The following is a 23,251-nucleotide window of genomic DNA, read 5'->3' as shown; positions in this document are numbered from 1 at the left end:
TGGTCCGGGCCTCTTTCATGTCTTTTAGTTGCCGATGTCTTCAAAGTCGTCCAGCGGCACGACATAGATGTTGCCGTCCTGGCTGCCGATGAATAGCGTATCGTTTGCAATGACCGGTCCGGCGGGCGCAAGCACACCTTCAAGCGCCATTCTTCTGACGGGTATACCGCGTGTGACATCCAGCCCGACGATCTCGCCTTCAACATTTGAGAAATAGACGATGCCATCTTTGGCGACCGGCGGTGCTTTCGCAGCCGCATCCTCGTGCGCCCAGAGCTGTTCGCCGCTATTTAGATCGTAGGCGTAATAGGTTTTGGTAATGGGGCTGGCGACGAAGACTGTGCCCTCATGGATGATCGGGGCGCCTGATTTATTGTTTTTGACGAACTGGCCAGCCCCCCAGTTATCTTGCCAGGCTATTTCACCGGTTGAAGTGTCCAATGCATAAATTTCATGCTCCAGTTCCCCGTCCTTATTGGAGACCAATCCCGTGGTGATGACCAGACCGTTGCTGACTGCAGGTGGCACATCATCAAGCCCCATGACGACATCCGGAAATTCAGTCTGCCACGCCATTTCATCTTTCTTCAGATCATATGCCGAGAAGGTGTAGGGGAGGGGTCCACTGCCCCCGACATAGAGCATATCCCCATGGATGTTCGGGGAGGACATGCTGACGGTGGATCCGATGTCTTCCTTATGGATGAGCGCCCCTTCATCGAGTGTCAGCTTATACAAGGTGCGGTCACCGGTCGTGATGTAGAGGTGATTTTTGTATATGGCAGGGGTGGGCATGACCTCGCCCTTTGTCCCATGGCGCCATACCAGTTTGCCGGTATCTGCATCAAGCGCCATGACACCGCTCTCCCCGGTGCCGCGGATCGCCCTGTGCCGAAATAGATCCTGGAGTCCGAAGTTTTTAAAGAAGCTGTAGGCCCGGTTTTTTTGGAAAAACCTGTTGCCGTATCCCACATACACCAAACCTTCGTGGTAGATGGCCTCAGAGTGTATCCAGTTTGGTGCCGTGTTGCGCCACATCCGCTCGCCACTGTCGAGATCAAATGCCATGACATCCCCTGAGTTATGGTTGCCGATGAATACTTTGCCATCTGCCACCACCGGCGTCGCCCGTACTTCGTCCTCTGTCTCCAATATCATATATTCAAGTGGTTCATGGCCGGAATCGATGACGGCATTATTGTCCGGTGAGAGCCGGTACTGCGTCCATTCCTCCGCCCCGAAGGGGGCCGCAGCAGAAGCGTTTTTTGTATCAGTGTGAGAAATCACAAACAACGTGCCGGCAGCAATTAAACATTTCAGGAATTTTTTCATCTTCATCATCCCCTTCAATTTGTGTGCCAATTGTAAATTTTACGTTTAGCATGTCTTCTGTTAGGATATAAAACATAAAAGGGAAAAGGGAGCTAACATACATATGGAAATTGAAAATAAAATAACAGATATGGAAAGAACGGAACTTGACAGTACGATGTCAAAACGTTTTGTCTGGGCGGTGGCCTATGGGTCAAGCATCGGTTGGGGTGCATTCATCCTGCCTGGGGATTGGCTGTTGTCATCCGGCACGCTCGGTTCAACACTCGGCATCACCATCGGGGGCATCCTGATGCTCATCATCGCTGTGGCATACGGGGGACTGACGACACGCTTTCCGGTGTCCGGCGGTGAATTCGCCTTCAGCTACGTCGGTTTCGGCAAATATGTAAGCTTCATCGCATCATGGTTCCTGGCACTCGGCTACATATCGGTCGTCGCCTTGAATGCCAGTGCCTTCAGCCTACTGTTTAAATTTATTTTACCCGATTTCCTGGAAATAGGCTATCTCTACACGATCGCCGGCTGGGACGTCTATATCATGGAGGTCTTACTGTCATCACTCGTGTTGATCCTGTTTGCATTCATCTCGATCAAAAGCAGTGGATTATCCGGCAATCTTCAATTTATCTTTGCGCTATTCATGGCGATCGTCGTCACAATCTTATTCGTCTGGTCGTTCTTTTCGGGCGAATTCCAGCTGGCGAACGCAGAGCCGCTGTTCAGCAGTGACAATGGCATCTGGACTTCGATTATCCTGATTGTCGCCGTCGCCCCTTGGATGTATGTCGGATTCGACAACATCCCTCAAGCTGCTGAGGAGTTCAATTTCAGCCCGGATAAGACATTCAGGCTGATCGTCTTCGGTATCGTAGCTTCAATCGTCACGTACGTTCTGATGATTCTGGTGACCTCATGGGTCTATCCTGATGAGCAGACGATGGGCGGTGCACTTTGGGTGACCGGCTCTGTCGTCCAGAGTGCAATGGGCAGCATCGGCATGACATTGCTCGCACTCGCCATCTCATTCGGTGTGTTCACTGGCCTTAACGGCTTCTATATGTCATCATCCCGCCTGCTGTTCGCGTTGGGCCGTGCAAAATTCATCCCTGCTGCCTTCATGAAGGTCGGCAGGAACAAGACGCCGTATGTGGCCATCCTTTTTGTAATGGCTGTCTGTCTGGTGGCCCCTTGGCTTGGGCGTACCGCTTTGAGCTGGATTGTGGATATGTCATCTACAGGGGTGTCAATCGCCTTTCTCATCACCAGCCTGGTCGCGGTCAAGTTCTTTAGGGTGAAGGAGAACTATAATCTCCTCTACGTCATATTCGGCGCACTTGGTGCCGTCATATCGCTGGTCTTCCTCGTGCTACTATTATATCCAGGTTCCCCGGCATCGCTCTCTGCCCCTTCCTATTGGGCTCTGGCAGCCTGGACGGTGCTTGGACTGCTGTTCTTCCTGTTCCAGTATAAGAGGCTGAACGCGTTGACTAAAGAAGAGCTTGACTATCTGATTTTAAATGAAGAAGAATGATACAAAGAGCCCTCTGATGTGATCAGAGGGCTCTTTGGCTCTTTGAGGCGATGAAAAAGCTTTTTGGAATATTACAGTTGTGTTACAATGGGAGGGGTGTGAAGATAAGTGACTCTTAAGCAGAGGAGACGACCCAAGTGAAACAGATATTAACCATTTTCGCCATACTGCTGTTAAGTGCATGTACACCGAGGGCGGAGCAGAATATTGGATTTGAAGAATTCAAAGCTGAACGGCCGATACCCGGCACACTCAATCATGAAAACTTACAGTTGGCCCAATCTTCCATCAACGATGTGGAGGCAGCAGAACTGAATGCAGAAGCCGTGGTTCATCTAGCGGATGGAAAGGGCATCGATGATTTCTATACGCAGGAAGAGCGGAATAATTTGAGTGCAATGATTGATCATCTGGAACAGATCCATCAGGATGTGGCGGGGATCTGGGACGATGATTTCAGCCCACTTAAGAGAAAATATCAATGGGCGGCTCTTACTTCCAGTGAATTGGCACCTGCACTCGAGTCGTTGCATGAATCCTATAATACGCTCGAGATGGAGTTGGAAGGGATGCAGATTCCTGAATATCTGAAGCCGGTCCATGCTGAGTATTTTGAACGACTGAAGTCGGATTTGGGATTGGCGATCTCAAACCGTACCTTGGCACTGATCGAGTTCAAGCTTATGAATCAGGAAGCAGAATACGATATGAACGAAACAATGTTCGACGTTCATATGCGCAATAGCAGAAAATATATGTCCAACGCTTTAGACACGATCAATCATCTGGAAAACCTGGAATCTGCTTTCCATGACGAAGACCGGTATATCGTGACGGAGAAATAGAAAAAGGGGGGGTCCGATAGCGGAACCCCCCTTTTTTAGTCATATGTGACGATTAATTGCCATCATTACCCTTGTCATTTGCATTATCGCCTGCACGTGTCGTTTTGTCTTTTTCTTCCTCACCTTCATCACCGTCGATGCCGTATTTGTCGACGATGCTGTCCCCTTTCTCACTAATCGTATCCCATTTATCTCCGGCACCTACTTTATCAGCATGTTCATCTCCGAATTCTTTAGCCTGATCCCATTTTTCGGAGACATTCTCACGTGTATCCTTATCTTTTGCTTTGTCGACCAAGTCTTTTGCCTTGTCGAATAATCCTTTTTTCTCTTCTGCCATGAATGATCCACTCCTTCTATAAGAATCTAAGCTGTTTTTCAAGCTACATTAAACACTACCTATATATACAGGTTGTTAAACATAAAAATGAAAACAGGAAAATCACTGCAATAAGCAGCGACTTCTATAATTACTTGTTATCGTTATCGAAAGCGTCTGTTGCCTTATCTTTTACGTCTTTCGCTGCATCTTTCACTTTGCCTTCTGTTTCTTGGCGTTTACCTTCTTCTTTAGTCTTCTCATCATTCATAAAATCTCCGGCAGCCTTTTTGGCTTTACCCATCAATTGATCTTTTTTACTTTCTTCAGCCATATTAACACCCCTTGGAAATTTTTCGTTACACAACTACAATGCCCGAATCCATAAAGAAATAAACATTTCCTTGTTATATCCGCTGAAATTGTCTTTGCTATCATGTAGTATATGGTTTTGGAAGGTATAAAAGACAGGGGTGGAGAAATGTTTGCGATAAATGGAAGATTCAATCAGACCTTTAGGGAATTTGATACGTATAAGAGGCTGGGGATTGTCAGTTTGACGACTTCCCGGCATAAAGAAAGTGTAAAAGAGCTGAAGCGAGGCGATGAATTCGCATTATATAGCACCAGGCAAGGTTTCCTTGGCATTGGGCGGGTAGTGGAGCCCGCCATCCCCTTTGAAGCATTTAAAATGCATTCAGGTGGAAAACTCATCGAGTACGATGAATATCCCTTCAAGGAAATCCAGCGCATCAATCCGCATTTTGGAAAAGAAGAATATGTATTGCGCGTCGAATGGGTGACGGTCGTCGAGTCGGATGACGATGGTCTGATGATTGGCGAGTATGAAACGGCTGACCCGGTTACACAGCTGGACGCCGACATGGTCCAACGTGTGCGTAATGCATTTAATCTTAAGTGACAAAAAAACCCTCCAAGACGGAGGGTTTATCATGAAGCTCTTTTGGAGAGCAGTCTGTCTCCTGCTTCCGTCAATTCTATATGGCTGTAGTAGAAGTCATAGTCGAATGGCGTCAGTATAAGCAAGCCCTTTTGGGCCATAAGCCGCATATGGAAGTCGACCGTCCTTATATCATATTCGGCCATGCTTGTATTCGGATAGTCAAACAGATCATTTTTGACATTATATAATATTTTATATTCCAGCTCGGTATCATAAGAAATATTCATGTCATCACTCCTGACATAATATTATAGGAACGTATGTTCCTGATGTCAATCAAATCACTTTTACATATATAAAAGCCATATTTTATGTTTAAGGCGTGATGACATGTGGAATACTATATAATGTAACGAAAGATATTTAAGGAGTGATCCAGTTTTGACTAAAAAAGTCGCTATACTGATGACGGATATGGTAGAAGATATCGAATATACGAATCCAGTAGAAGCCATCAAAGCGGATGGCCATACAGTGGAGGTCATCGCACCGGAAGCTGGCGAACTGGAAGGTAAACAAGGCGGTAAATTCAAAGCCGATAAAGGCATAAATGACGTACAACCAAGTGACTATGATGCGGTGTTCATTCCAGGCGGCTTCTCGCCGGACCTGTTGCGTTCAGACGAAGAGGGGCGTTTCGGCAAATTTGCCAAGCACTTCCTTGAAGAGGATAAGCCGACCTTCGCAATCTGTCACGGTCCGCAAGTGCTGATCGATACAGACATGCTGAAAGACCGCAACATCACATCCTTCATTTCTGTGCGGAAGGACTTGGAGAACGCAGGTGCGAAAGTGCACGACAAATCAGTCGTAGTATGTGGCAACCTCGTATCCAGCCGTCAACCGGATGATCTCGAGGACTTCAACCGTGAAGTAAAGGCACAGTTGGATAAATAAAATATCCCAAATGAAAAAGGTGGATCCACTAAGGATCCACCTTTTTTATGTTGCGTGATGCTTTTGAAACCTGGACCGCTATCAAGCAGCGCACCAAAGATGACTATTCCACCGTAATCCTCCGTGCTTTTGCATGCGGGTCGCCGAAATGGTCGAATGTGGCATAGGCGATTGTATATTCGCCTGGAGTTTCCGTATCGACTTCGCCCGAAATATGGAGGCGGTAAGTGATATCGCTGCCATCGACGTCTATCACCTGGACATCTTCTTTCGGATCGAATTCGCTCCCTTGTTCAATCGTCTGATCTTCCAGTCCGAGGAAGGTGATTGCAGAATTCGCTTCTGATTCTTCAGCCTCATCCTCGCCTGCAAGTTGCGCCTCTGTCGGCGGGACCAGTGGGACACGGTCCCCTGATCCATTCACCACGTCCACCACCCTCGTATAAGTGGACCAGTAGTTGCGGCTATTCTCCACACGATAGGTGACCGTGTAGCTGCCTGGGCGGCTCGTGTCGACATTATTTTTGGTTACCTCTATATTGCCGGTGAGGTTGCCGTCGTATCGATCGACCGCATAGACACCTGCCTTCGGGTTGAATCGGCTGCCGACCTGGACGTTGAAGTTGCCTTTGACCCCTTTAATGGCCGGTCGGTTGCTAGTGTGGGCGGCAATTTCTTCTTCCATCGTTGGGCCCTTATAATCGGCGTATCTTGAGTCGGCTCCGTTGCTTTCTTCGTTGGAGTCCGCCTGCTGCATCTGGAGTTCCTCGTCGAGGAGTTCTCCGGTGATGGGGGCGACGGGTAGGAGTCCCGCCAAAAATTTTATGATTGTACTTGAATCCATCGTGGTCACCTCAATATCGGTTTAGGGATGATATCCCGCAGAGTATGTTTATCAAGTTCTGCAAGATATGCCTTCAAGGCATCGTTTAAGACAAAGCGCAGTCCACAGACAGGTGTCAGGATGCATTCATTGTTCTCTGAAAAACATTCTGCCATGTGGAAGTTATCTTCTGTCCGCCGGACGACTTCGCCGACATTTATCTCTTCTGGTCCATAGTTTAGCATAATCCCGCCACCGCGGCCACGTACAGTCCTGATGTATTCAAGTTTTGCCAGATGATGAATCACTTTCGTCAAATGGTTTCTCGAGATATTATAGAATCCCGCTATATCGTCAATCTGCACCTTTTTACCTTCGTTCATGCCAAGATACATGAGCGCCCTCAAGGAATAGTCCGTATATAATGTCAGTTTCACTGCAATCAACTCCTTTTGATGATTATACACCGGATGGCAGAATCAATAAACAGAAGGAGTTCGAAGCAAAGACTTCTGTGAACGATTTGTGAAAATTCGTACATATACTTGAAAAATCAGTTGCGGGCTTTATTATAAAGATGTATAAGAAATATATCTTTAAAAATTAAAGGGGTTCTGTAAATGATTACCGAAACTAAAAAAGATATCATCAAAGCGACGATTCCAGTATTGGAAGAGCACGGTACTACAATCACATCCGTATTCTATGGAAGAATGTTCGAGGCACATCCTGAACTTTTGAATATCTTCAACCAGACGAACCAGAAAATAGGGGATCAGCCTAAGGCACTCGCCATGACGGTCCTTGCTGCAGCCAAGCATATTGATGATCTGGATGCGATCGTGCCGCATGTAGTCGGTATCGCACACAAGCACCGCGCACTCGAAATCCTGCCGGAACACTATCCGATCGTAGGGAAATATCTGCTCGAAGGCATCAAGGAAGTGCTCGGCGACCAGGCGACTCCTGAAATCATCGATGCGTGGGGCGAGTATTACAACCAGATCGCCCAAGTATTCATCGATGTCGAAAAAGACATGTATAAGGAGGCCGCATGGAATGGCTTCAAGCCTTTCATGGTCAAGAAGAAAGAAGTCATGACACCTGAAATCGTCAGGTTCACAGTAGATGCTGAAGACGTCGACAAGACATTTACAGCGGGCCAGTACATCACAGTCAAAGTACACCCTTCCGGCTATCCGTATGATGCACTCCGCCACTACTCGATCTGCTCCAATTCAACTGAGGATGGCATCACTTTTGCCGTCAAGCGTGAAATGGCAGGCGGAGAGAAAGGTGTTGTTTCCAACTACCTGCATGATGGCATTGAAGAAGGGGACGTCCTCCATCTTTCTGCCCCTGCCGGAGACTTCAAAGTTGAGGAAGACCATGATAAGCTGTTCTTCATCGCAGGCGGCGTCGGTGCAACCCCAGTGATGGCGATGGCTGAAGATGCGATTGAAAAAGGCAAAGATGTAAAATTCGTCTACAGCGCCATCAACAAGGATTTCCAGCCATTCAAAGACCAGTTTGCTTCGCTTGAAGAGAATGGTGCCGACATCACGGTGAAATACAGCGAGCCGGACGGCTATCTGAACCGCTCCGACTTCGGAGAACTCGACGGCCGTGAAGTCTACATCTGCGGTTCCATGCGCTTCATGGATACGATGATCGAAGAACTGGCTGCTTTGGATATCGACGATTCCCGCATCCACTTCGAACCATTCGGTCCGAAAATGAGTCTCCAGACCGTCTAGAATTTCAATCTGGATCCTCCAACACATTCCATATAGACCTGTACACCCATCCGCCCCCAATCGGATGGGTGTATTTTTGTATGTGTGTTTGTTTATATTATGTTTATATCGTTGTGATAAAATATTTACGGAAGGAGTGGGGAGACGTGCAGAAAGTGATGGTAGTGGAAGACGATCCGCATATCAGGCAACTTGTGTCCATATATCTTAAACAGGATGGCTATGAGGCCATATTGGCAGAATCGGCGGACGACGCACTCGGCCAACTCGAGGATGATGAAGTGGATCTCGCTGTCGTGGATGTCATGATGCCGGGTATGGATGGCTTCAAGCTTACTGAAATACTGAGTGGTGATCTGGATATTCCGGTCATTCTGCTCACGGCCAAGGGCCAGTTGGAAGATAAAGGGCGCGGGTTTACAGCAGGAGCTGAGGACTATATCGTCAAACCATTTGAACCGGAAGAGCTTATCTACAGGGTGCGTGCCGTGCTCAAGCGCACGCAGCCGGACAGCCGTTCAGTGTTGACCTATAACGGTGTTGTGCTTGATCGCATCCACTATGAAATCAGAATCCACGATAAGACGTTCATGCTGCCGGTCAAGGAACTTGAGCTGTTTGCCTGCCTGATGGAGACACCGGAGCGGGTGGTGACCCGTGATTATCTCGCAGAAGCGGTGTGGGGCGACATTGAATCGGGCGCCTACACGATCAATACACATATCAACCGGCTCAGGCATAAGTTTGAGAAGCACGAGGTGCCCTTGGAAATCGTCACCATACGCGGCATCGGCTATAAGCTGGAGGAAGCGTCATGAAACAGTCCCTGAACAGGAAATTCATAATCGGGCTGGTCATCGTCATCGCTTTAAGTGCATTGACTGCATTGCTTGTAGCAAACATCCTCTATATGCTCCATTCGAAACCGAAGATGGACCAGGCACTTGTCGATACCGCTGAAACTTTCGTCGCAGGTCTGGAGAAGGCCGATATGACTGGGGCGGCAATCGACGAGCATCTGGAACTTTTTACAGCCCTCGGTTACCAGGGGGCCCTAATAAAGCGGGAAGATGTAGAGGCGAAAGACTCTGAGGTGGTCGATTTTGACACTGCTGCCGTCACTTCAGCAGGTGATCCATTCGACCGGACGGAACTCTCCTTGGCAATCGTCCGGGATGTCATGGATGGTGGGGTGTACCAAGGTGAAGCGGCGACGCTCGCCAATTGGTTCATGATGGGCCACTTCATGAACGATGTAAGGAATACGGTTGGCGTCCCGCTCGAGATTGAAGGTGATCAGTATGCCCTTTTCATCAAGCAGGACAGCGCCTTGATGTTCAGCGAATTCCATATCATAGGATTGGTTTTCTTCCTGACGGTCTTTATAGTCGGACTCATATCGATCATCATCATGTCCCGGCGTATGACAACGGTGCTCGGGAGGTTGTCTACGGCGGCGGATGAGATCAGAAGAGAGAATTTCGACTACGCCATCGAGCCGGAACACTATGCACCGGATGAAATCGGACAACTGGCCGTCAGTCTCGACGCCATGCAGGGACAGCTGAGTGAGAATCGTTACATGCGCCAGAAGTTCATCAGTGATGTCACCCATGATCTGCAGTCACCGCTGCTCAATATCCAAGGCTATTCCAAGCTGATGATGGACCAGGACTTGCCCGAAGGACTCCGTCAACCGGCAGAAGTGGTCCATCAGGAGGCGAGGCGCCTGTCTGCGCTGGCCAAACAATTGACGGTGCTCAATCACTTTGATGATCAGACATATCAGGTGAAGCATGAAGCCATCAGGCTTGACCGTCAGGTCCAGGAAGTCATCCGGGCATTTTCGTGGCGTCTCGATCAGGAACAGATAGACTTGTCCTATACTCTTGATGAGGTAACGGTCAAATCCGATCCGCATCTGCTCTACAACGTCTGGGATAATCTTGTATCGAATGCCATCAAGTATTCAGAACCCGGTGGTGAAATATTCATCAGGCTCATTGATGCAGGAGACCGGGTGAAAGTGATCTTCAGCGATACCGGTACCGGTATCAGGGCAGAGGATATGGACCAGCTGTTCGAACGCTTCTACCGCGTGGACCAGTCGCGTTCGACGAATGGTTCAGGCCTTGGACTGGCGATCGTCAAGGAGACCCTTGACATGCTTGGCGGCAAGGTGGAAGTCGAGAGTGAGTTTGGTTCAGGCACGACATTCACGATTACATTAAGGAAATAACAGGAGGATTCATAATGGAAAGAAAATGGGGCATTAATTTCATCAGGGTGGCAGCGGCATTCGGGCTGCTCGGCGTATTCATCGGTTCACAGATGGCAGGGGAGATGGATTACGCCATCCGGCCGATTCACACACACGTGCTTCTGGTGGGGTGGCTCTCCATGTTTGCATGGGGCATCTTCTACAGCATCTACACGGTACGGCATAAAGTGCTTGTGCACATCCACGGTGTAACGGGAATTTTAGGGGCGGTGCTGCTGACTGTCGGCATGTATTTCTATATGCTTGATCCATTCAATATGAATGATACGTTTACAACAGTTCTGTTCATCGTCGGCGGCAGTGTGCTGCTGCTTGCATTCCTGATGTTCCTGGCCATCACCTTCTTCGTCGAACCACGTACGGAAAAATAAAATAATTGCTCCCCTTTTTAAGGCAGAGGGGAGTTTTTTATGTTTTAATGCATATTAAGAACATATCTGATCCATGACATGGAAATGAGGTGGCCCACTTGGCCTATATACTACTTATCATCGGGTTCGTCCTTCTGATCAGGGGCGCGGATTACTTTGTGCAGGGCGCTTCTAATATTGCGGTCAAACTCAATGTTTCCCCCCTTCTTGTCGGTTTGACGATCGTCGCGCTTGGGACGAGTTCCCCGGAGGCGACTGTAGCCATCCTCGCGGCATTGGATGGCAGTGCAGGCGTCGTCCTCGGTAACGTCATCGGCAGCAACATCGTAAATATGACTGTTGTGGTCGGCTTGACGGCAGTAATCGCCCCGCTTACGGTACAGAGTGAAACAGTGCGCAAAGAGATTCCTTTCGCTTTGCTCGGGGCGGTCGTGATGTTGGTGCTTATGATGGACACATTCCTCCAAGATAGCCCGAGCAATGCGATTACGCGTGGGGACGGCATCATCATCCTGCTGTTTTTCCTGATATTTCTCTACTATGTATTTGAAATGGCCCGCAAAAACCGGTCCGGTACAGTGGCTGAAGCTCCAACCGACTACGGTGAGCCCTGGTGGAAGAATATCCTATCCACTTTAGGCGGGTTGGCCGCCATCATCATCGGGGGCGAGATGGTCGTGTCGAGCGCGACTGAAATCGCCTTGGCACTCGGCATGAGCGAGGCGCTGGTCGGTCTGACGATTGTGGCGGTCGGCACGTCTCTGCCGGAGATCATGACTTCTGTAACCGCTGCATTGAAGGGTAAGGGGGATATGGCAATCGGCAACGTGGTCGGCAGCAATATCTTCAATATATTCTTCGTCACCGGTACTGCCGCAACCGTCAGCCCGATAGCTGTGGAATCCAAGCTGTTCCTGGATGGCTTCGTCATGGTTGGTTTGACTGTGCTGCTTCTGATATTTTCGCGGACGCACTTCTCCATCGGCAGAAGGGAAGGGGCATTTATGCTTGTGGCATATGCGGCCTATCTGATCTATATCATCATCCGGAATTGAATAATGGACAGTGACGGACTAAACCCCGGCTGGATCTGATTGTCATCAGGTTCAGCCGGGGTTTTTTAAATCATTTGGATTGGTTCTGCCTTTTGGCGGCGATCAGTGTGTTGTTGAGCACCATGGTGATGGTGAGCGGGCCGACGCCGCCCGGCACAGGGGTGATGCAGCTTGCCTTGCCACTGGCCGAATCGAAGTCGACGTCCCCGACGAGTTTGCCATCTACGACGCTGTTGCCGACATCTATGACGACGGCGCCTTCCTTCAGATGCTCGCCCGTAATGAGGCCTGGCTGTCCGACGGCGCTGACTATGACATCGTAATCCTTCAGCTTAGCGGTCATATTACGGGTGCGGGAGTGCATGAGTGTGACCGTGGCATTCTGGTCGGTCAGCAGTTTTGCGACCGGCTGTCCGACGATGTGGGAGCGTCCGATGACGGCGACATCCTTGCCTTCTAGTGGACCGGTATGCTTCAGGAGCTCCATTATGCCGAGCGGTGTACATGGCACGAATGTCTCTTGTCCGGTGTAGAGGCGTCCGATGTTGACCGGATGGAAACCATCAACATCTTTATCCGGTGCAATCGCCTCCAACACCTTTTCTTCGCTGACCTGGCTAGGAAGCGGCACCTGGACAAGGATGCCGTTGACTGTATCATCGTCATTCAGCCGCGTGATGATGTCGAGCACTTCCTGCTCAGTCACCGCTCCGTCGAGCTGCACGATTTCTGAAGTCATGCCGATCTTCTCGGCTGCCTTGTTCTTTGACCGTACATAGCTGAGAGATGCGCCATCGTCGCCTGCAATGACGACGGTCAAGTTTGGCGTCGTACCTGCTTCCTTCAACTTTTCGACTTCGGCGGCAAGGTCAGCGCGGTAGTCCTTCGCTATCTCCCTGCCGTTCAATAGTTCTGCTGTCATGTGAAAGCCCTCCTGGATTCTGTCTATTTCTCCTTCATTATCCAACAACTGAGCATAAATTTCCAGATTGAAGACCATAAAATTCTGAAATCAGAAGAGATTGAACGAGTGAATTGACGTATAATAAATTATAAAAATAAAAATTATTTACTTCATACACAAACTATAACTATTAAAATTAATTTATTGTTCGTTTTTTGAGTTGATTATATAAGCCTCTATTGTTAAACTGAATCTGAGAAATAAACATCCGCATAAAAGAGAGGGTTACGTTCATGACAGTAGGAGTGATTATGGGAAGTGCTTCAGACTGGTCGACGATGAAACATGCGTGCGACATGCTGGATCAGCTATCCGTCCCTTATGAAAAGAAAGTGGTCAGCGCCCACAGGACGCCTGAAATGATGATGGACTATGCCAAAGGTGCTAAGGGCCGGGGCATCAAAGTGATCATCGCAGGTGCGGGAGGTGCTGCCCATCTGCCCGGCATGGTGGCGTCGATGACCCACATACCGGTCATAGGTGTGCCGATCGAGTCGAAGGCGTTGAATGGCCTCGACTCGCTGTTGTCCATCGTCCAGATGCCAGGCGGCATCCCTGTCGCGACGACGGCGATAGGTAAGGCGGGGAGCACGAATGCAGGCATACTTGCGGCAAAGATGTTGGCGATTGGTGATGATGCCCTCTACAGCCGACTGGAAGCCTATACGGAGACTTTGGAAGAGAAAGTGGAGGGAATGCAGAATGAGCTCGATTGAAATGGGCGGTACGATAGGCATAATAGGTGGCGGACAACTCGGGAAGATGCTCGCACAGAGCGCTTTGAGGATGGGGTATAAAGTCGCGGTGCTCGATCCTTCAGAAGATGCGCCGGCGCGAAGTACGTGCCATACGTTCATCCATGCGGAATTCAGCGACTTTGCCTCACTCAAGGAACTATGCGGATTGTCGGACATCGTCACATATGAATTCGAGAATATCGACGCGCATATACTGCGCACATTAGTGGATGACTACCATATCCCCCAGGGCGCTGAGACGGTTCTGACGCTGCAGAACAGGGATTACGAGAAGACGGCGATCGAAGAGGCGGGTGCCGCCATCGTCCCTTATGAGAAAGTAGCGACACGGGACGCGCTCGCGTCATTCGCCGCCACCAATGGCTATCCTGTCATCGTCAAGACCGCAACGGGCGGCTATGACGGCAAGGGTCAGATGGTGATCGAATCACAGGCGCATATGGAAAACATTGACATTCCATTTGACCAGGCAGAGTGGGTCGCCGAAAAGTACCTGCAGTTGGAACGCGAAGTATCGTTGACTGTCGCCAGAAGTACGACAGGCCAGGTTGAATATTTCCCGCTTCAGGAAAATCTGCACAAGGACCAGGTCCTCTACCGCACGATCGCGCCAGCGGGTATCGATGCGCAGTATACCGCCAAAGCGCAGAAAGCGGCACGTAAAATCATGGATAAGCTCCATTTCACCGGCGTGTTCACGATAGAATTCTTCATCGATCAGGACGGTTCGCTGTATGTGAACGAAATCGCCCCAAGGCCCCACAATTCGGCCCACCATACGATCGAATCATGCAACATCAGCCAGTTTGATGCACATATACTGGCGATCCTCGGCCATCCGATGCCTGCCGTCCATCAGCACCAAGATGCAGTCATGATGAATCTGCTCGGTGCCGATCTGGACCGCCTTGAACAGACGCTTTTCACAAATCCGGAGTGGCACGTCCACGTATACGGCAAGACAGCGCGCAAACCGGCAAGGAAGATGGGGCACGTGACGGTGCTTACTGACGATGTCGCAGAAACACTCGATCGGCTGGAAGAGAATTTCATCAAGGGGGAATCATGATGCTCGTCTACGAAGGTAAGGCAAAACGCGTCTACAGGACAGAAGATGCGGCATACCGCATCGAATATAAGGATGAAGTGACGGCCGGTAATGGGGAGAAGCACGACTACATGACAGGCAAAGGGCGGCTCAACAACCTGATCTCCTCAGGCATATTCGAATATATGAAGAAGCACGGCATCGACTCCCATTATATAGAACGCATCAGCGAGACCGAGCAGCTGGTCAAGCCCCTTGACATCATCCCGCTTGAAGTGGTCGTACGGAACTATGCCGCCGGCAGCATCGTCAAACGCCTCGGCCTAAAGACACATCAGGTGATGAGCCCACCTTTGGTCGAGTTCTTCTATAAAGAAGACGCGCTCGGCGATCCGCTACTCACGGATGACCATATCGCCATGCTCAACCTCGCAAGTGTGGCGGAAGTCGCCCACCTTAAAGAGCAGGCCCTTAAGATCAATGAAGTGTTGAAGGAAATGATGGAAGAGATGGGGCTGTCGCTGATCGATTTCAAGATCGAGTTCGGCAAAGATCGTGACGGTGTTATTATGCTCGCAGATGAAATCTCGCCGGATACATGCCGCATCGTGGATATGGAGAGCAAAGAGAATTTCGACAAAGACGTCTACCGCAACAGTACGGGATCACTGATCGATACCTACAGCGCATTTTATAAAAAGATGGAGGCACTCATATAATGAAGAAGATTGAACTGATCGTCACACTGCAGCCGCAAGTATTGGATACACAAGGTGAGGCCCTGAACCGGGCGGTCCATGAACTGGGCCATGAGGAAATCAACGACATCCGTGTCGGCAAGGTGCTCTACTTCGACATCGATGAAACAGACGAGACGAAAATCGATGAAAGCGTCCGCCGGCTATCCGAGAAGCTATTCGCCAATACGGTCATCGAAACATACTCCTACACTATCCTCGACGAGGTGGCTGAATGATGAAATTCGCTGTGATACGCTTTCCAGGATCAAACTGTGACAGGGATATGCTGAACGCCATCCTGAAGTCCGGCGGGGAAGCGGACTATGTCGACTACCGGGAAACGTCGCTTGAAGGTTATGATGGCGTCCTGATTCCAGGCGGCTTCAGTTTCGGGGACTATTTGAGGAGTGGCGCGATGGCTGCTGTGGCGCCGGTGACGAAAGCAATCGTCGAAGCAGCAGAAGCAGGCAAGCCGGTAGCTGGCATATGCAACGGCTTCCAGATACTCACTGAAATCGGCCTGTTGCCGGGTGCACTCATATTCAATGACACCCACACCTTCATCTCAAGGGATGAAACGCTGAAGGTGACGAACAGCCGCACTGCATTCACAACGGGTTATCAGCCTGATGAAACGGTCACTTTCCCAATCGCGCATGGAGAAGGGCACTACTATTGTGATGATGAGACATATGACACACTCAGGCAGAACAATCAGATTGTCTTGGAATACACGGATAACCCGAACGGCTCGCGCGGCGACATTGCGGGCATCATCAATGAAGCGGGCAATGTCCTCGGCATGATGCCGCACCCGGAACGCGCACTCGAAGCGTTGCTCGGCAGTGATGACGGCAAAAAAATCTTTGAAAATATGGCAAACTGGGAGGCCGCTCATAATGAAATTCAATGAACCGACAGAACAGATGATCAAAGACGACAAGCTCTATACAGAGATGGGCTTGACGGATGCGGAATACAAGCATGTAGTGGAGATACTCGGCAGGGAACCGAACTATACGGAAACCGGCATATTCTCGGTCATGTGGAGTGAACATTGCTCGTATAAACATTCGAAGCCTTTCCTGGGCCAATTCCCGACATCAGGGGAACGCGTACTGATGGGACCGGGTGAAGGCGCAGGCGTGGTCGACATCGGCGACAACCAGGCCATCGTCTTCAAAGTCGAATCCCATAACCACCCTTCTGCAGTCGAACCCTACCAAGGGGCAGCAACGGGTGTCGGCGGGATCATCCGCGATATCGTCTCAATGGGCGCGCGTCCAATCGGATTATTGAATTCCCTCCGCTTCGGTGAGCTATCTGAAGCGAACAACCGCTGGCTGCTGAGAGGCGTCGTATCTGGCATCGGCGGCTACGGCAACTGCATCGGCATACCGACCGTCTCCGGAGAAGTCGAATTCGATTCTTCATATGACGGCAACCCGCTCGTCAATGCCATGTGTGTCGGGGTCATCGACCACGACCAGATACAGAAAGGAACCGCAAAAGGTGTCGGCAACAAAGTCATCTATGTCGGTCTGAAGACAGGACGGGACGGCATCCACGGTGCAACCTTCGCGTCTGAAGAGTTGTCTGAGGAATCAGAGTCGAAGCGTCCATCGGTGCAGATTGGAGATCCATTCACCGGCAAAAAGCTGATGGAAGCGACTCTTGACGCCATCAACCAGCCTGAACTCGTCGGCATCCAGGATATGGGGGCGGCAGGTTTGACATCATCCAGTGCCGAAATGGCGGCAAAAGGTGAATCGGGCATCGCGCTCCACCTCGACCAGGTGCCTGTCAGGGAAGACGGCATCTCCCCATATGAAATGATGTTGTCGGAAACACAGGAACGCATGCTGCTTGTCGTAAAGGACGGCACAGAGGATAAATTCCTCAAGATGTTCGACGGATATGAACTCGATTCCGCGGTCATCGGTGAAGTGACGGATTCCGACCGTCTCGAACTCTTCTATGAAGGCGAGAAGTACGCGGATATTCCCGTACAGCCGCTGTCCGATGAGGCACCTGTCTATGTGCTGGAAGGCAAAGATCCAGGGGTCGACGATAAGACATATGACTACAGCAAAGAAGACCTGAACGCGGCATTCGATGCCCTGCTCGGCCATCCGAACCATGGTTCAAAGCGCTATATCTATGAGCAGTACGATAACCAGGTCGGTTCGAACACCGTCCAGAAGTCAGGTTTCGGCTCAGGCATCGTCAGAGTGGAAGGTACGGATAAGGCAATTGCGATGACGGTCGACGGCAAGAGCCGCTATGTCTATGCCGACCCGTTCAATGGCGGTAAAGAAGTCGTCGCGCAGGCGTTCAGGGACATCATATCGACTAGTGCACTCCCGCTTGCCATGACTGACTGCCTGAATTACGGCAGTCCTGAAAACCCTGAAATCTACCATCAGCTCGATGCTTCGACGCGCGGCATGGCAGAAGCGTGCCGGACGCTGTCGACACCGGTCGTATCCGGCAACGTCAGCCTATACAACGAATCCAAAGGCACAATACTGCCAACGCCGGTCATCGGCATGGTCGGTCTGATAGAAGATGTGCGCTTCATGGAAGACCGCCATGTACAGGCGGGGGATTCAATCTATCTGGTGGGTGAGACGCACAAAAGCTTTGCCGGCAGTCAGCTTGAAAAGCTGATTGATGGAGATATTTCGAAGCAGGAACGCCACATCGACCTGGAACTCGAATACAGCCGCGGCATGGATCTCAGGGAGCGTCTGAAGAACGGCAGCATCAAGAAGATCGCGCCAATCGGACGCGGCGGCATCGCCATCAAACTAGCGCAGCTTTCAGCCTTCCATCATCTTGGAGTGGATGCATCACTCGATATGGACGGGGAAGATCTCTTTGCAGAAAATGCCTCCCGTTACATCGTCATCGGAGCAGGTGGACAAGATATTGAAGACGCTGTCGAAATCGGGGTCCTGACAGAAGATGCATTCAAAGTAGCCACTCGTGATATGACGATAGAACGTAGCCTGGACGCCATCTCAAACACATGGGAAGGGGCAATCCCGAAATGTATGACATCCGTGGACTAAATGAAGAGTGTGGCATATTCGGTGTGTACGGCCATCCGAATGCCGCTGAACTGACTTATATCGCACTGCACAGCCTCCAGCACAGGGGACAGGAAGGGGGCGGCATCGTCTGCTCGAATGAAGAGTACCTTTTCGGCGCACGCGGCATGGGGCTTTTGACCGAAGCGCTCTCCAGGGAACAGCTGACATCGCTGCATGGCTTTCCGCACGCCATCGGCCATGTAAGATATGCAACAAGCGGCGGCAGCGAGCTGTCGAACGTCCAGCCATTCCTATTCAAAAGCCATAAGGGGGACCTTGGCCTTGCGCATAACGGCAATCTTGTCAATGCCATGAGCGTCCGTGAGGCTTTAGAAGATGACGGGGCGATTTTCCAGACCTCATCGGACACCGAAACATTGGCGCATCTGATCCGTAAAAATAAAAGCCCAGACAGGAAGACGCGCATCAAGACGGCGCTCAGGCAGATCAAGGGTGCTTTCGCCTTCGTTATATTGGACGAAGAGGCGTTGACCATCGCCCTGGATGATCATGGCGTGCGCCCGCTCATGCTCGGCATGATAGACGGTGCCTATTGCGTCGCCAGCGAAACATGTGCCTTCACCGCAATCGGTGCAGAGTACATACGTGATATTGAACCCGGGGAACTGATTACATTGAGTGAAGCGGGCATCGACTTCGACCGCTATACGGAAGCCTCACACCCGAATATGTGCTCGATGGAGTACATCTACTTCGCGCGGGCCGACTCCGAATTCCGCAATACATCAACATACACCATCAGAAAATCGCTTGGGCAGCAGTTGGCCAGGGAAATGGATGTGGATGCGGATATAGTGATCGGCGTGCCGGACTCGAGCCTTGCCGCTGCAAAAGGATTTTCTGAAGAATCTGGAATCCCACAGGAACAGGGGCTGTTGAAAAACCGCTATGTGGGGCGGACGTTCCTCTCGAAAGGGCAGGAAGCACGCGAGCGGGCAGTGCGCATGAAGCTCTCCCCGGTGCGTGATGTCGTCGAGGGCAAACGCATCATCGTCATCGACGATTCGATCGTGCGTGGGACGACCAGCCGTTATATCGTCAAGGCGTTGAAGAAGGCTGGCGCCAAGGAAGTCCATATGGGCGTCTCATCCCCGCCGCTTAAAAATCCATGCTTCTATGGCATCGATGTTTCAACACATGCTGAAATCATCGCTTCATCGAAATCAACGGAGGAGATCCGCCGTGAGATCGGTGCGGACTCCTTGAGCTATCTGTCGGTGGACGCGATGCATGATGTGTACCATTCATATGGTTCAAAAGGGCAATGCGATGCCTGCTTTACAGGCAACTATCCAATAGAGATTATCGACCGGCTCCTGCCGCAGGAGAAGGATCAGAAGACGAAAGGGGTATGAGCATGTCAGAACAGTATAAGGATGCCGGTGTCGACATCACAGCCGGATATCAGGCAGTCGATAAGATCCAGGCACACGTAAAACGGACGATGCGTCCGGAAGTCATCGGGGGGATCGGAGGATTCGGTGCCGCTTTCGACCTGTCCCAGCTGAATATGAAGGCCCCTGTCCTCGTTTCCGGCACTGATGGCGTCGGCACGAAATTGAAGTTGGCGATCGATTCAAACCGCCACCGTACAATCGGTGTGGACGCCGTGGCAATGTGCGTCAACGACATCATCACAACCGGTGCAGAGCCGCTGTACTTCCTTGATTACATTGCCGTCGATAAAGTCATTCCTGAGCACATCTCAGATATCGTCGAAGGCATTTCAAATGGCTGTACGGACGCAGAATGCGCCCTGATCGGCGGTGAGACTGCCGAGATGGGGGATATGTACGGTGCAGGCGAATATGACATCGCCGGTTTTGCTGTAGGCGCCGTCGAAAAAGATGCCTATATAGATGGGACAGCCGCAAAGCCTGGCGACACCATCATCGGACTGGCTTCAAGCGGCATCCATTCGAACGGCTACAGCCTGGTCAGGAAATGGCTTGCCGACTATTCGGTCGACGTCGAAGGGATGTTGGACGGCAAGCCGATCATCGATCATCTGCTTGAGCCGACGCGCATCTATGTCAAGGCAATCAAAAAGGTCAGGGAAGAGGTCGACATCAAGGCGATGAGCCACATCACAGGCGGTGGCTTCATCGAAAACATACCGCGGGCGTTCCCGGGGCATCTGGGTGCAGATATCGATGTGGCGAATGTCGAAGTGCCGAAAATCATAGAATGGCTGATTGAACTCGGCGGCATGGATATGCGGGAGGCATACAACGTGTTCAATATGGGCATCGGTTTCATGATTGCAGTGAACGACAAAGATGAAGCGCGCACCATGGAGATACTTGAGGACGCAGGGGAGCGGCCGACAGTGCTTGGCCGCGTGACTGCGGACGGCGGGTTGCGTGTCCATGGCTACTAGAGTTGCAGTATTCGCCTCCGGTGGCGGCACGAATTTCAGCAATCTGGCCCGTCACGCACAAGAGATCGGCATCGAGATCGTCCTTTTGATCAGCGACAATCGTGAAGCCTACGCCTTACGGCGTGCAGAGGCCCTCGGCATAGAAAGCCTCGTGTGCACCATCTCCGACTACGGATCGAAGGCGGCGCAGGAAGCGGCGATGATAAGGGCGCTTAAGCGCCTCGATGTAGAATATATACTGCTTGCAGGCTACATGCGCATACTTGGTGCGGCGTTCATCAGCACATATGAAGATAGAATCATCAATCTGCATCCTTCACTGCTGCCAGCCTTCAAAGGCCGCAATGGCATCCGGGACGCCTATGACTACGGGGTTAAAGTGACAGGAGTGACGATCCATCTTGTGGATGCCGGCATCGATACGGGCCGGATCATCGCCCAGGAGCCTGTACGCATCAATCCTGAAGATTCACTTGAAGATCTGGAGAGGAAGATTCATCAGCTCGAGTATAAGCTGTACCCACAGGCACTCAAAAAATTTTTGGAAGGGGAGAGAGGATGAAGAAAGCACTGATCAGCGTATCCGATAAGAGAGGGCTCGAGCCGTTTGTCCGGGGCCTCTCCCGCAATGGCTATGAAATCTATTCAACAGGCGGCACATTGAAGGCGATAGAATCCTTCGGGGTCCCTGTTGAGAATGTCAGCGTTCTGACAGGATTTGTAGAAATATTGGATGGGCGCGTCAAAACGCTGCACCCGGCAGTCCACGCCGGCATACTCGCCAATCGGGATAATGCTGCCCATATGGCGGAACTCGATGAAAAGAATATCGCCCCGATCGATCTGGTGGCGGTCAACCTCTATCCGTTCAAGGAGACGGTCGCAACTGAAGGTGTCACAGAAGCCGAGGCGGTTGAGAACATCGATATCGGCGGACCGACGATGCTGCGGGCGGCAGCCAAGAACTTCAGGCATGTGACGACCATCGTCTCCCCAGAAGACTACGGAGAGGTCATCAGCCGTATCGAATCGGAGACGCTTGACGATACCTACCGGCGTGCGCTCATGATAAAAGTGTTCCGCCATACCAATGATTATGACCAGGCGATCGTCAACCACTTCAGCCAGGCTGAGGAATCCCTGCGATACGGCGAAAACCCGCATCAGACGGCGCGTCTGGTCCGGACGACTGAAGCACGCAACACGATATTGAACGCCGATGTCCTAAACGGCAAGGCGCTGTCCTACAATAACTACCGCGATGCGGATGCAGCATTCCAGCTGGCCAAAAAGTTCTTTATGCCGGCAGCAGTCGCCGTAAAGCATATGAATCCATGCGGTGTGGGCACGGGAGAAACGATTGCGGAAGCGTTCAGAAATGCCTATGAAGCAGACAGCCAGTCGATTTTCGGCGGCATCGTGGCGCTCAACAAGACGGTGGACCGGGAGACGGCCGAACAGCTGCACACCATTTTCCTGGAAGTCGTCATCGCACCGTCCTTCGACGAGGCGGCGCTTGAGGTGCTGACCCAGAAGAAGAACCTCAGATTGCTCGAAGTGGATTTCCATGAGGATGCGCACGCTGAAGAGATGGTCAGTGTCTCGGGTGGATACCTCATCCAGAGCCAGGACACCGGCGCTCTCGACGAGAGGGATATCAAAGTCGTCACAGAGAAGCAGCCGACGAAGGAACAGTTGACGGCGATGGCGCTGGCATGGGAAGTATCGAAACATGTCAAAAGCAACGCGATTGTCCTGTCCAATGAACGCCGGACGGTAGGTATCGGTGCCGGACAGATGAACCGGGTCGGGGCGCTTAAGATCGCCATCGACCGCGCTGTGGGGCTCGGGGACGATGTGGTCATGGCGAGCGATGGGTTCTTCCCGATGCCGGACTCCGTTGAACTGGCCCATGAAAACGGCATACGTGCAGTCATCCAGCCAGGCGGTTCGAAAAGGGATCAGGAATCCATCGACTACTGCAATGCACATGGTATGACGATGGTATTTACAGGCATGCGGCATTTCAAGCATTAGGGCCGGAGTGAGACCGGCTTTTGATTACAT

General features: G+C 51.0%; 26 protein-coding genes. 19 read left to right on the top strand and 7 right to left on the bottom strand.

The window, feature by feature from the left end:
- Positions 1-24: 24 nt before the first annotated feature.
- A complete protein-coding gene (locus ACFFLE_RS10640) occupies positions 25-1,332 on the bottom strand; it encodes an outer membrane protein assembly factor BamB family protein (protein ID WP_380571929.1) in 1,308 nt (435 codons plus the stop codon).
- 109 nt (positions 1,333-1,441) lie between these two features.
- Here ACFFLE_RS10640 and ACFFLE_RS10635 point away from each other — a divergent pair, with 109 nt between their 5' ends.
- Positions 1,442-2,866, top strand: a complete 1,425-nt coding sequence (locus tag ACFFLE_RS10635) for an APC family permease (protein WP_380572139.1) — start codon at positions 1,442-1,444, stop codon at positions 2,864-2,866.
- A gap of 137 nt (positions 2,867-3,003) precedes the next feature.
- Positions 3,004-3,711, top strand: coding sequence for a hypothetical protein (locus ACFFLE_RS10630; protein ID WP_380571927.1), 708 nt, complete (start codon positions 3,004-3,006; stop codon positions 3,709-3,711).
- A 52-nt stretch (positions 3,712-3,763) separates the two neighbouring features.
- Here ACFFLE_RS10630 and ACFFLE_RS10625 read toward each other — a convergent pair whose 3' ends face one another.
- The gene (locus ACFFLE_RS10625) at positions 3,764-4,051 is read right to left on the bottom strand and encodes a hypothetical protein (RefSeq protein ID WP_380571925.1); all 288 of its coding nucleotides are present in this window, start codon (positions 4,049-4,051) and stop codon (positions 3,764-3,766) included.
- A gap of 130 nt (positions 4,052-4,181) precedes the next feature.
- The gene (locus ACFFLE_RS10620; protein ID WP_380571889.1) at positions 4,182-4,364 is read right to left on the bottom strand and encodes a CsbD family protein; all 183 of its coding nucleotides are present in this window, start codon (positions 4,362-4,364) and stop codon (positions 4,182-4,184) included.
- A 147-nt stretch (positions 4,365-4,511) separates the two neighbouring features.
- On the opposite strand from ACFFLE_RS10620, the gene ACFFLE_RS10615 reads away from it, so the two are divergent.
- Positions 4,512-4,952, top strand: a complete 441-nt coding sequence (locus tag ACFFLE_RS10615) for a DUF8606 domain-containing protein (protein ID WP_380571866.1) — start codon at positions 4,512-4,514, stop codon at positions 4,950-4,952.
- 29 nt (positions 4,953-4,981) lie between these two features.
- Here the strand turns inward: ACFFLE_RS10615 and ACFFLE_RS10610 are convergent, their stop codons facing one another.
- On the bottom strand, positions 4,982-5,221 hold the full coding sequence (locus ACFFLE_RS10610; RefSeq protein ID WP_380571864.1) for a hypothetical protein: 240 nt from the start codon (positions 5,219-5,221) through the stop codon (positions 4,982-4,984).
- Between the two features lie 154 nt (positions 5,222-5,375).
- Between ACFFLE_RS10610 and ACFFLE_RS10605 the strand changes: the two genes are divergently transcribed.
- Positions 5,376-5,891, top strand: a complete 516-nt coding sequence (locus tag ACFFLE_RS10605) for a type 1 glutamine amidotransferase domain-containing protein (protein ID WP_344701192.1) — start codon at positions 5,376-5,378, stop codon at positions 5,889-5,891.
- Between the two features lie 103 nt (positions 5,892-5,994).
- Here ACFFLE_RS10605 and ACFFLE_RS10600 read toward each other — a convergent pair whose 3' ends face one another.
- Positions 5,995-6,735, bottom strand: coding sequence for an immunoglobulin-like domain-containing protein (locus ACFFLE_RS10600; RefSeq protein WP_380571861.1), 741 nt, complete (start codon positions 6,733-6,735; stop codon positions 5,995-5,997).
- Positions 6,736-6,740: 5 nt separating this feature from the next.
- The gene (locus ACFFLE_RS10595; protein WP_380571859.1) at positions 6,741-7,151 is read right to left on the bottom strand and encodes an RrF2 family transcriptional regulator; all 411 of its coding nucleotides are present in this window, start codon (positions 7,149-7,151) and stop codon (positions 6,741-6,743) included.
- 183 nt (positions 7,152-7,334) lie between these two features.
- Here ACFFLE_RS10595 and ACFFLE_RS10590 point away from each other — a divergent pair, with 183 nt between their 5' ends.
- From ACFFLE_RS10590 to ACFFLE_RS10570, 5 genes are all read left to right on the top strand, one after another.
- A complete protein-coding gene (locus ACFFLE_RS10590; protein WP_380571857.1) occupies positions 7,335-8,471 on the top strand; it encodes a globin domain-containing protein in 1,137 nt (378 codons plus the stop codon).
- A 146-nt stretch (positions 8,472-8,617) separates the two neighbouring features.
- Positions 8,618-9,289, top strand: coding sequence for a response regulator transcription factor (locus tag ACFFLE_RS10585; protein ID WP_380571855.1), 672 nt, complete (start codon positions 8,618-8,620; stop codon positions 9,287-9,289).
- On the top strand, positions 9,286-10,710 hold the full coding sequence (locus ACFFLE_RS10580; protein WP_380571853.1) for a sensor histidine kinase: 1,425 nt from the start codon (positions 9,286-9,288) through the stop codon (positions 10,708-10,710). The genes ACFFLE_RS10585 and ACFFLE_RS10580 overlap by 4 nt, the downstream gene beginning before the upstream one ends.
- 14 nt (positions 10,711-10,724) lie before the next feature.
- Positions 10,725-11,123, top strand: a complete 399-nt coding sequence (locus ACFFLE_RS10575) for a hypothetical protein (protein ID WP_380571851.1) — start codon at positions 10,725-10,727, stop codon at positions 11,121-11,123.
- Positions 11,124-11,221: 98 nt separating this feature from the next.
- Positions 11,222-12,178 carry a calcium/sodium antiporter gene (locus ACFFLE_RS10570; protein WP_380571849.1) on the top strand — a complete coding sequence of 319 codons (957 nt, stop codon included), beginning with the start codon at positions 11,222-11,224 and terminating at the stop codon, positions 12,176-12,178.
- A 70-nt stretch (positions 12,179-12,248) separates the two neighbouring features.
- Here ACFFLE_RS10570 and ACFFLE_RS10565 read toward each other — a convergent pair whose 3' ends face one another.
- Entirely contained in the window at positions 12,249-13,100 is an 852-nt protein-coding gene (locus ACFFLE_RS10565; protein ID WP_380571847.1) for a bifunctional 5,10-methylenetetrahydrofolate dehydrogenase/5,10-methenyltetrahydrofolate cyclohydrolase, read from the bottom strand.
- A 275-nt stretch (positions 13,101-13,375) separates the two neighbouring features.
- On the opposite strand from ACFFLE_RS10565, the gene purE reads away from it, so the two are divergent.
- The 10 genes from purE to purH are packed head-to-tail and all read left to right on the top strand — an operon-like array spanning position 13,376 to position 23,221.
- On the top strand, positions 13,376-13,858 hold the full coding sequence (purE, locus tag ACFFLE_RS10560; protein ID WP_380571845.1) for a 5-(carboxyamino)imidazole ribonucleotide mutase: 483 nt from the start codon (positions 13,376-13,378) through the stop codon (positions 13,856-13,858).
- On the top strand, positions 13,845-14,969 hold the full coding sequence (purK, locus tag ACFFLE_RS10555) for a 5-(carboxyamino)imidazole ribonucleotide synthase (protein ID WP_380571843.1): 1,125 nt from the start codon (positions 13,845-13,847) through the stop codon (positions 14,967-14,969). The genes purE and purK overlap by 14 nt, the downstream gene beginning before the upstream one ends.
- The gene (purC, locus tag ACFFLE_RS10550) at positions 14,966-15,667 is read left to right on the top strand and encodes a phosphoribosylaminoimidazolesuccinocarboxamide synthase (RefSeq protein WP_380571841.1); all 702 of its coding nucleotides are present in this window, start codon (positions 14,966-14,968) and stop codon (positions 15,665-15,667) included. The genes purK and purC overlap by 4 nt, the downstream gene beginning before the upstream one ends.
- Positions 15,667-15,924 carry a phosphoribosylformylglycinamidine synthase subunit PurS gene (gene purS, locus ACFFLE_RS10545; RefSeq protein ID WP_380571839.1) on the top strand — a complete coding sequence of 86 codons (258 nt, stop codon included), beginning with the start codon at positions 15,667-15,669 and terminating at the stop codon, positions 15,922-15,924. Before purC ends, purS begins: the two co-directional genes overlap by 1 nt.
- A complete protein-coding gene (gene purQ, locus ACFFLE_RS10540) occupies positions 15,924-16,601 on the top strand; it encodes a phosphoribosylformylglycinamidine synthase subunit PurQ (protein ID WP_380572137.1) in 678 nt (225 codons plus the stop codon). The genes purS and purQ overlap by 1 nt, the downstream gene beginning before the upstream one ends.
- Complete coding sequence (gene purL / locus ACFFLE_RS10535) at positions 16,585-18,762, top strand: phosphoribosylformylglycinamidine synthase subunit PurL (RefSeq protein WP_380572135.1); 2,178 nt, start codon at positions 16,585-16,587, stop codon at positions 18,760-18,762. Before purQ ends, purL begins: the two co-directional genes overlap by 17 nt.
- On the top strand, positions 18,741-20,159 hold the full coding sequence (gene purF, locus ACFFLE_RS10530) for an amidophosphoribosyltransferase (protein ID WP_380571837.1): 1,419 nt from the start codon (positions 18,741-18,743) through the stop codon (positions 20,157-20,159). The genes purL and purF overlap by 22 nt, the downstream gene beginning before the upstream one ends.
- 2 nt (positions 20,160-20,161) lie before the next feature.
- Positions 20,162-21,184, top strand: coding sequence for a phosphoribosylformylglycinamidine cyclo-ligase (gene purM / locus ACFFLE_RS10525; protein WP_380571834.1), 1,023 nt, complete (start codon positions 20,162-20,164; stop codon positions 21,182-21,184).
- Positions 21,174-21,746, top strand: a complete 573-nt coding sequence (gene purN, locus ACFFLE_RS10520) for a phosphoribosylglycinamide formyltransferase (protein ID WP_380571832.1) — start codon at positions 21,174-21,176, stop codon at positions 21,744-21,746. The genes purM and purN overlap by 11 nt, the downstream gene beginning before the upstream one ends.
- Complete coding sequence (gene purH, locus ACFFLE_RS10515) at positions 21,743-23,221, top strand: bifunctional phosphoribosylaminoimidazolecarboxamide formyltransferase/IMP cyclohydrolase (protein ID WP_380571830.1); 1,479 nt, start codon at positions 21,743-21,745, stop codon at positions 23,219-23,221. Before purN ends, purH begins: the two co-directional genes overlap by 4 nt.
- The last annotated feature ends 30 nt before the right edge of the window (positions 23,222-23,251 follow it).

Origin of the sequence: Salinicoccus siamensis, assembly GCF_042429615.1 — a bacterium.
Lineage (GTDB): Bacteria > Bacillota > Bacilli > Staphylococcales > Salinicoccaceae > Salinicoccus > Salinicoccus siamensis.
Note: the sequence above shows the minus strand (reverse complement) of the source record. Positions and strands in the feature narration are given on the sequence as shown.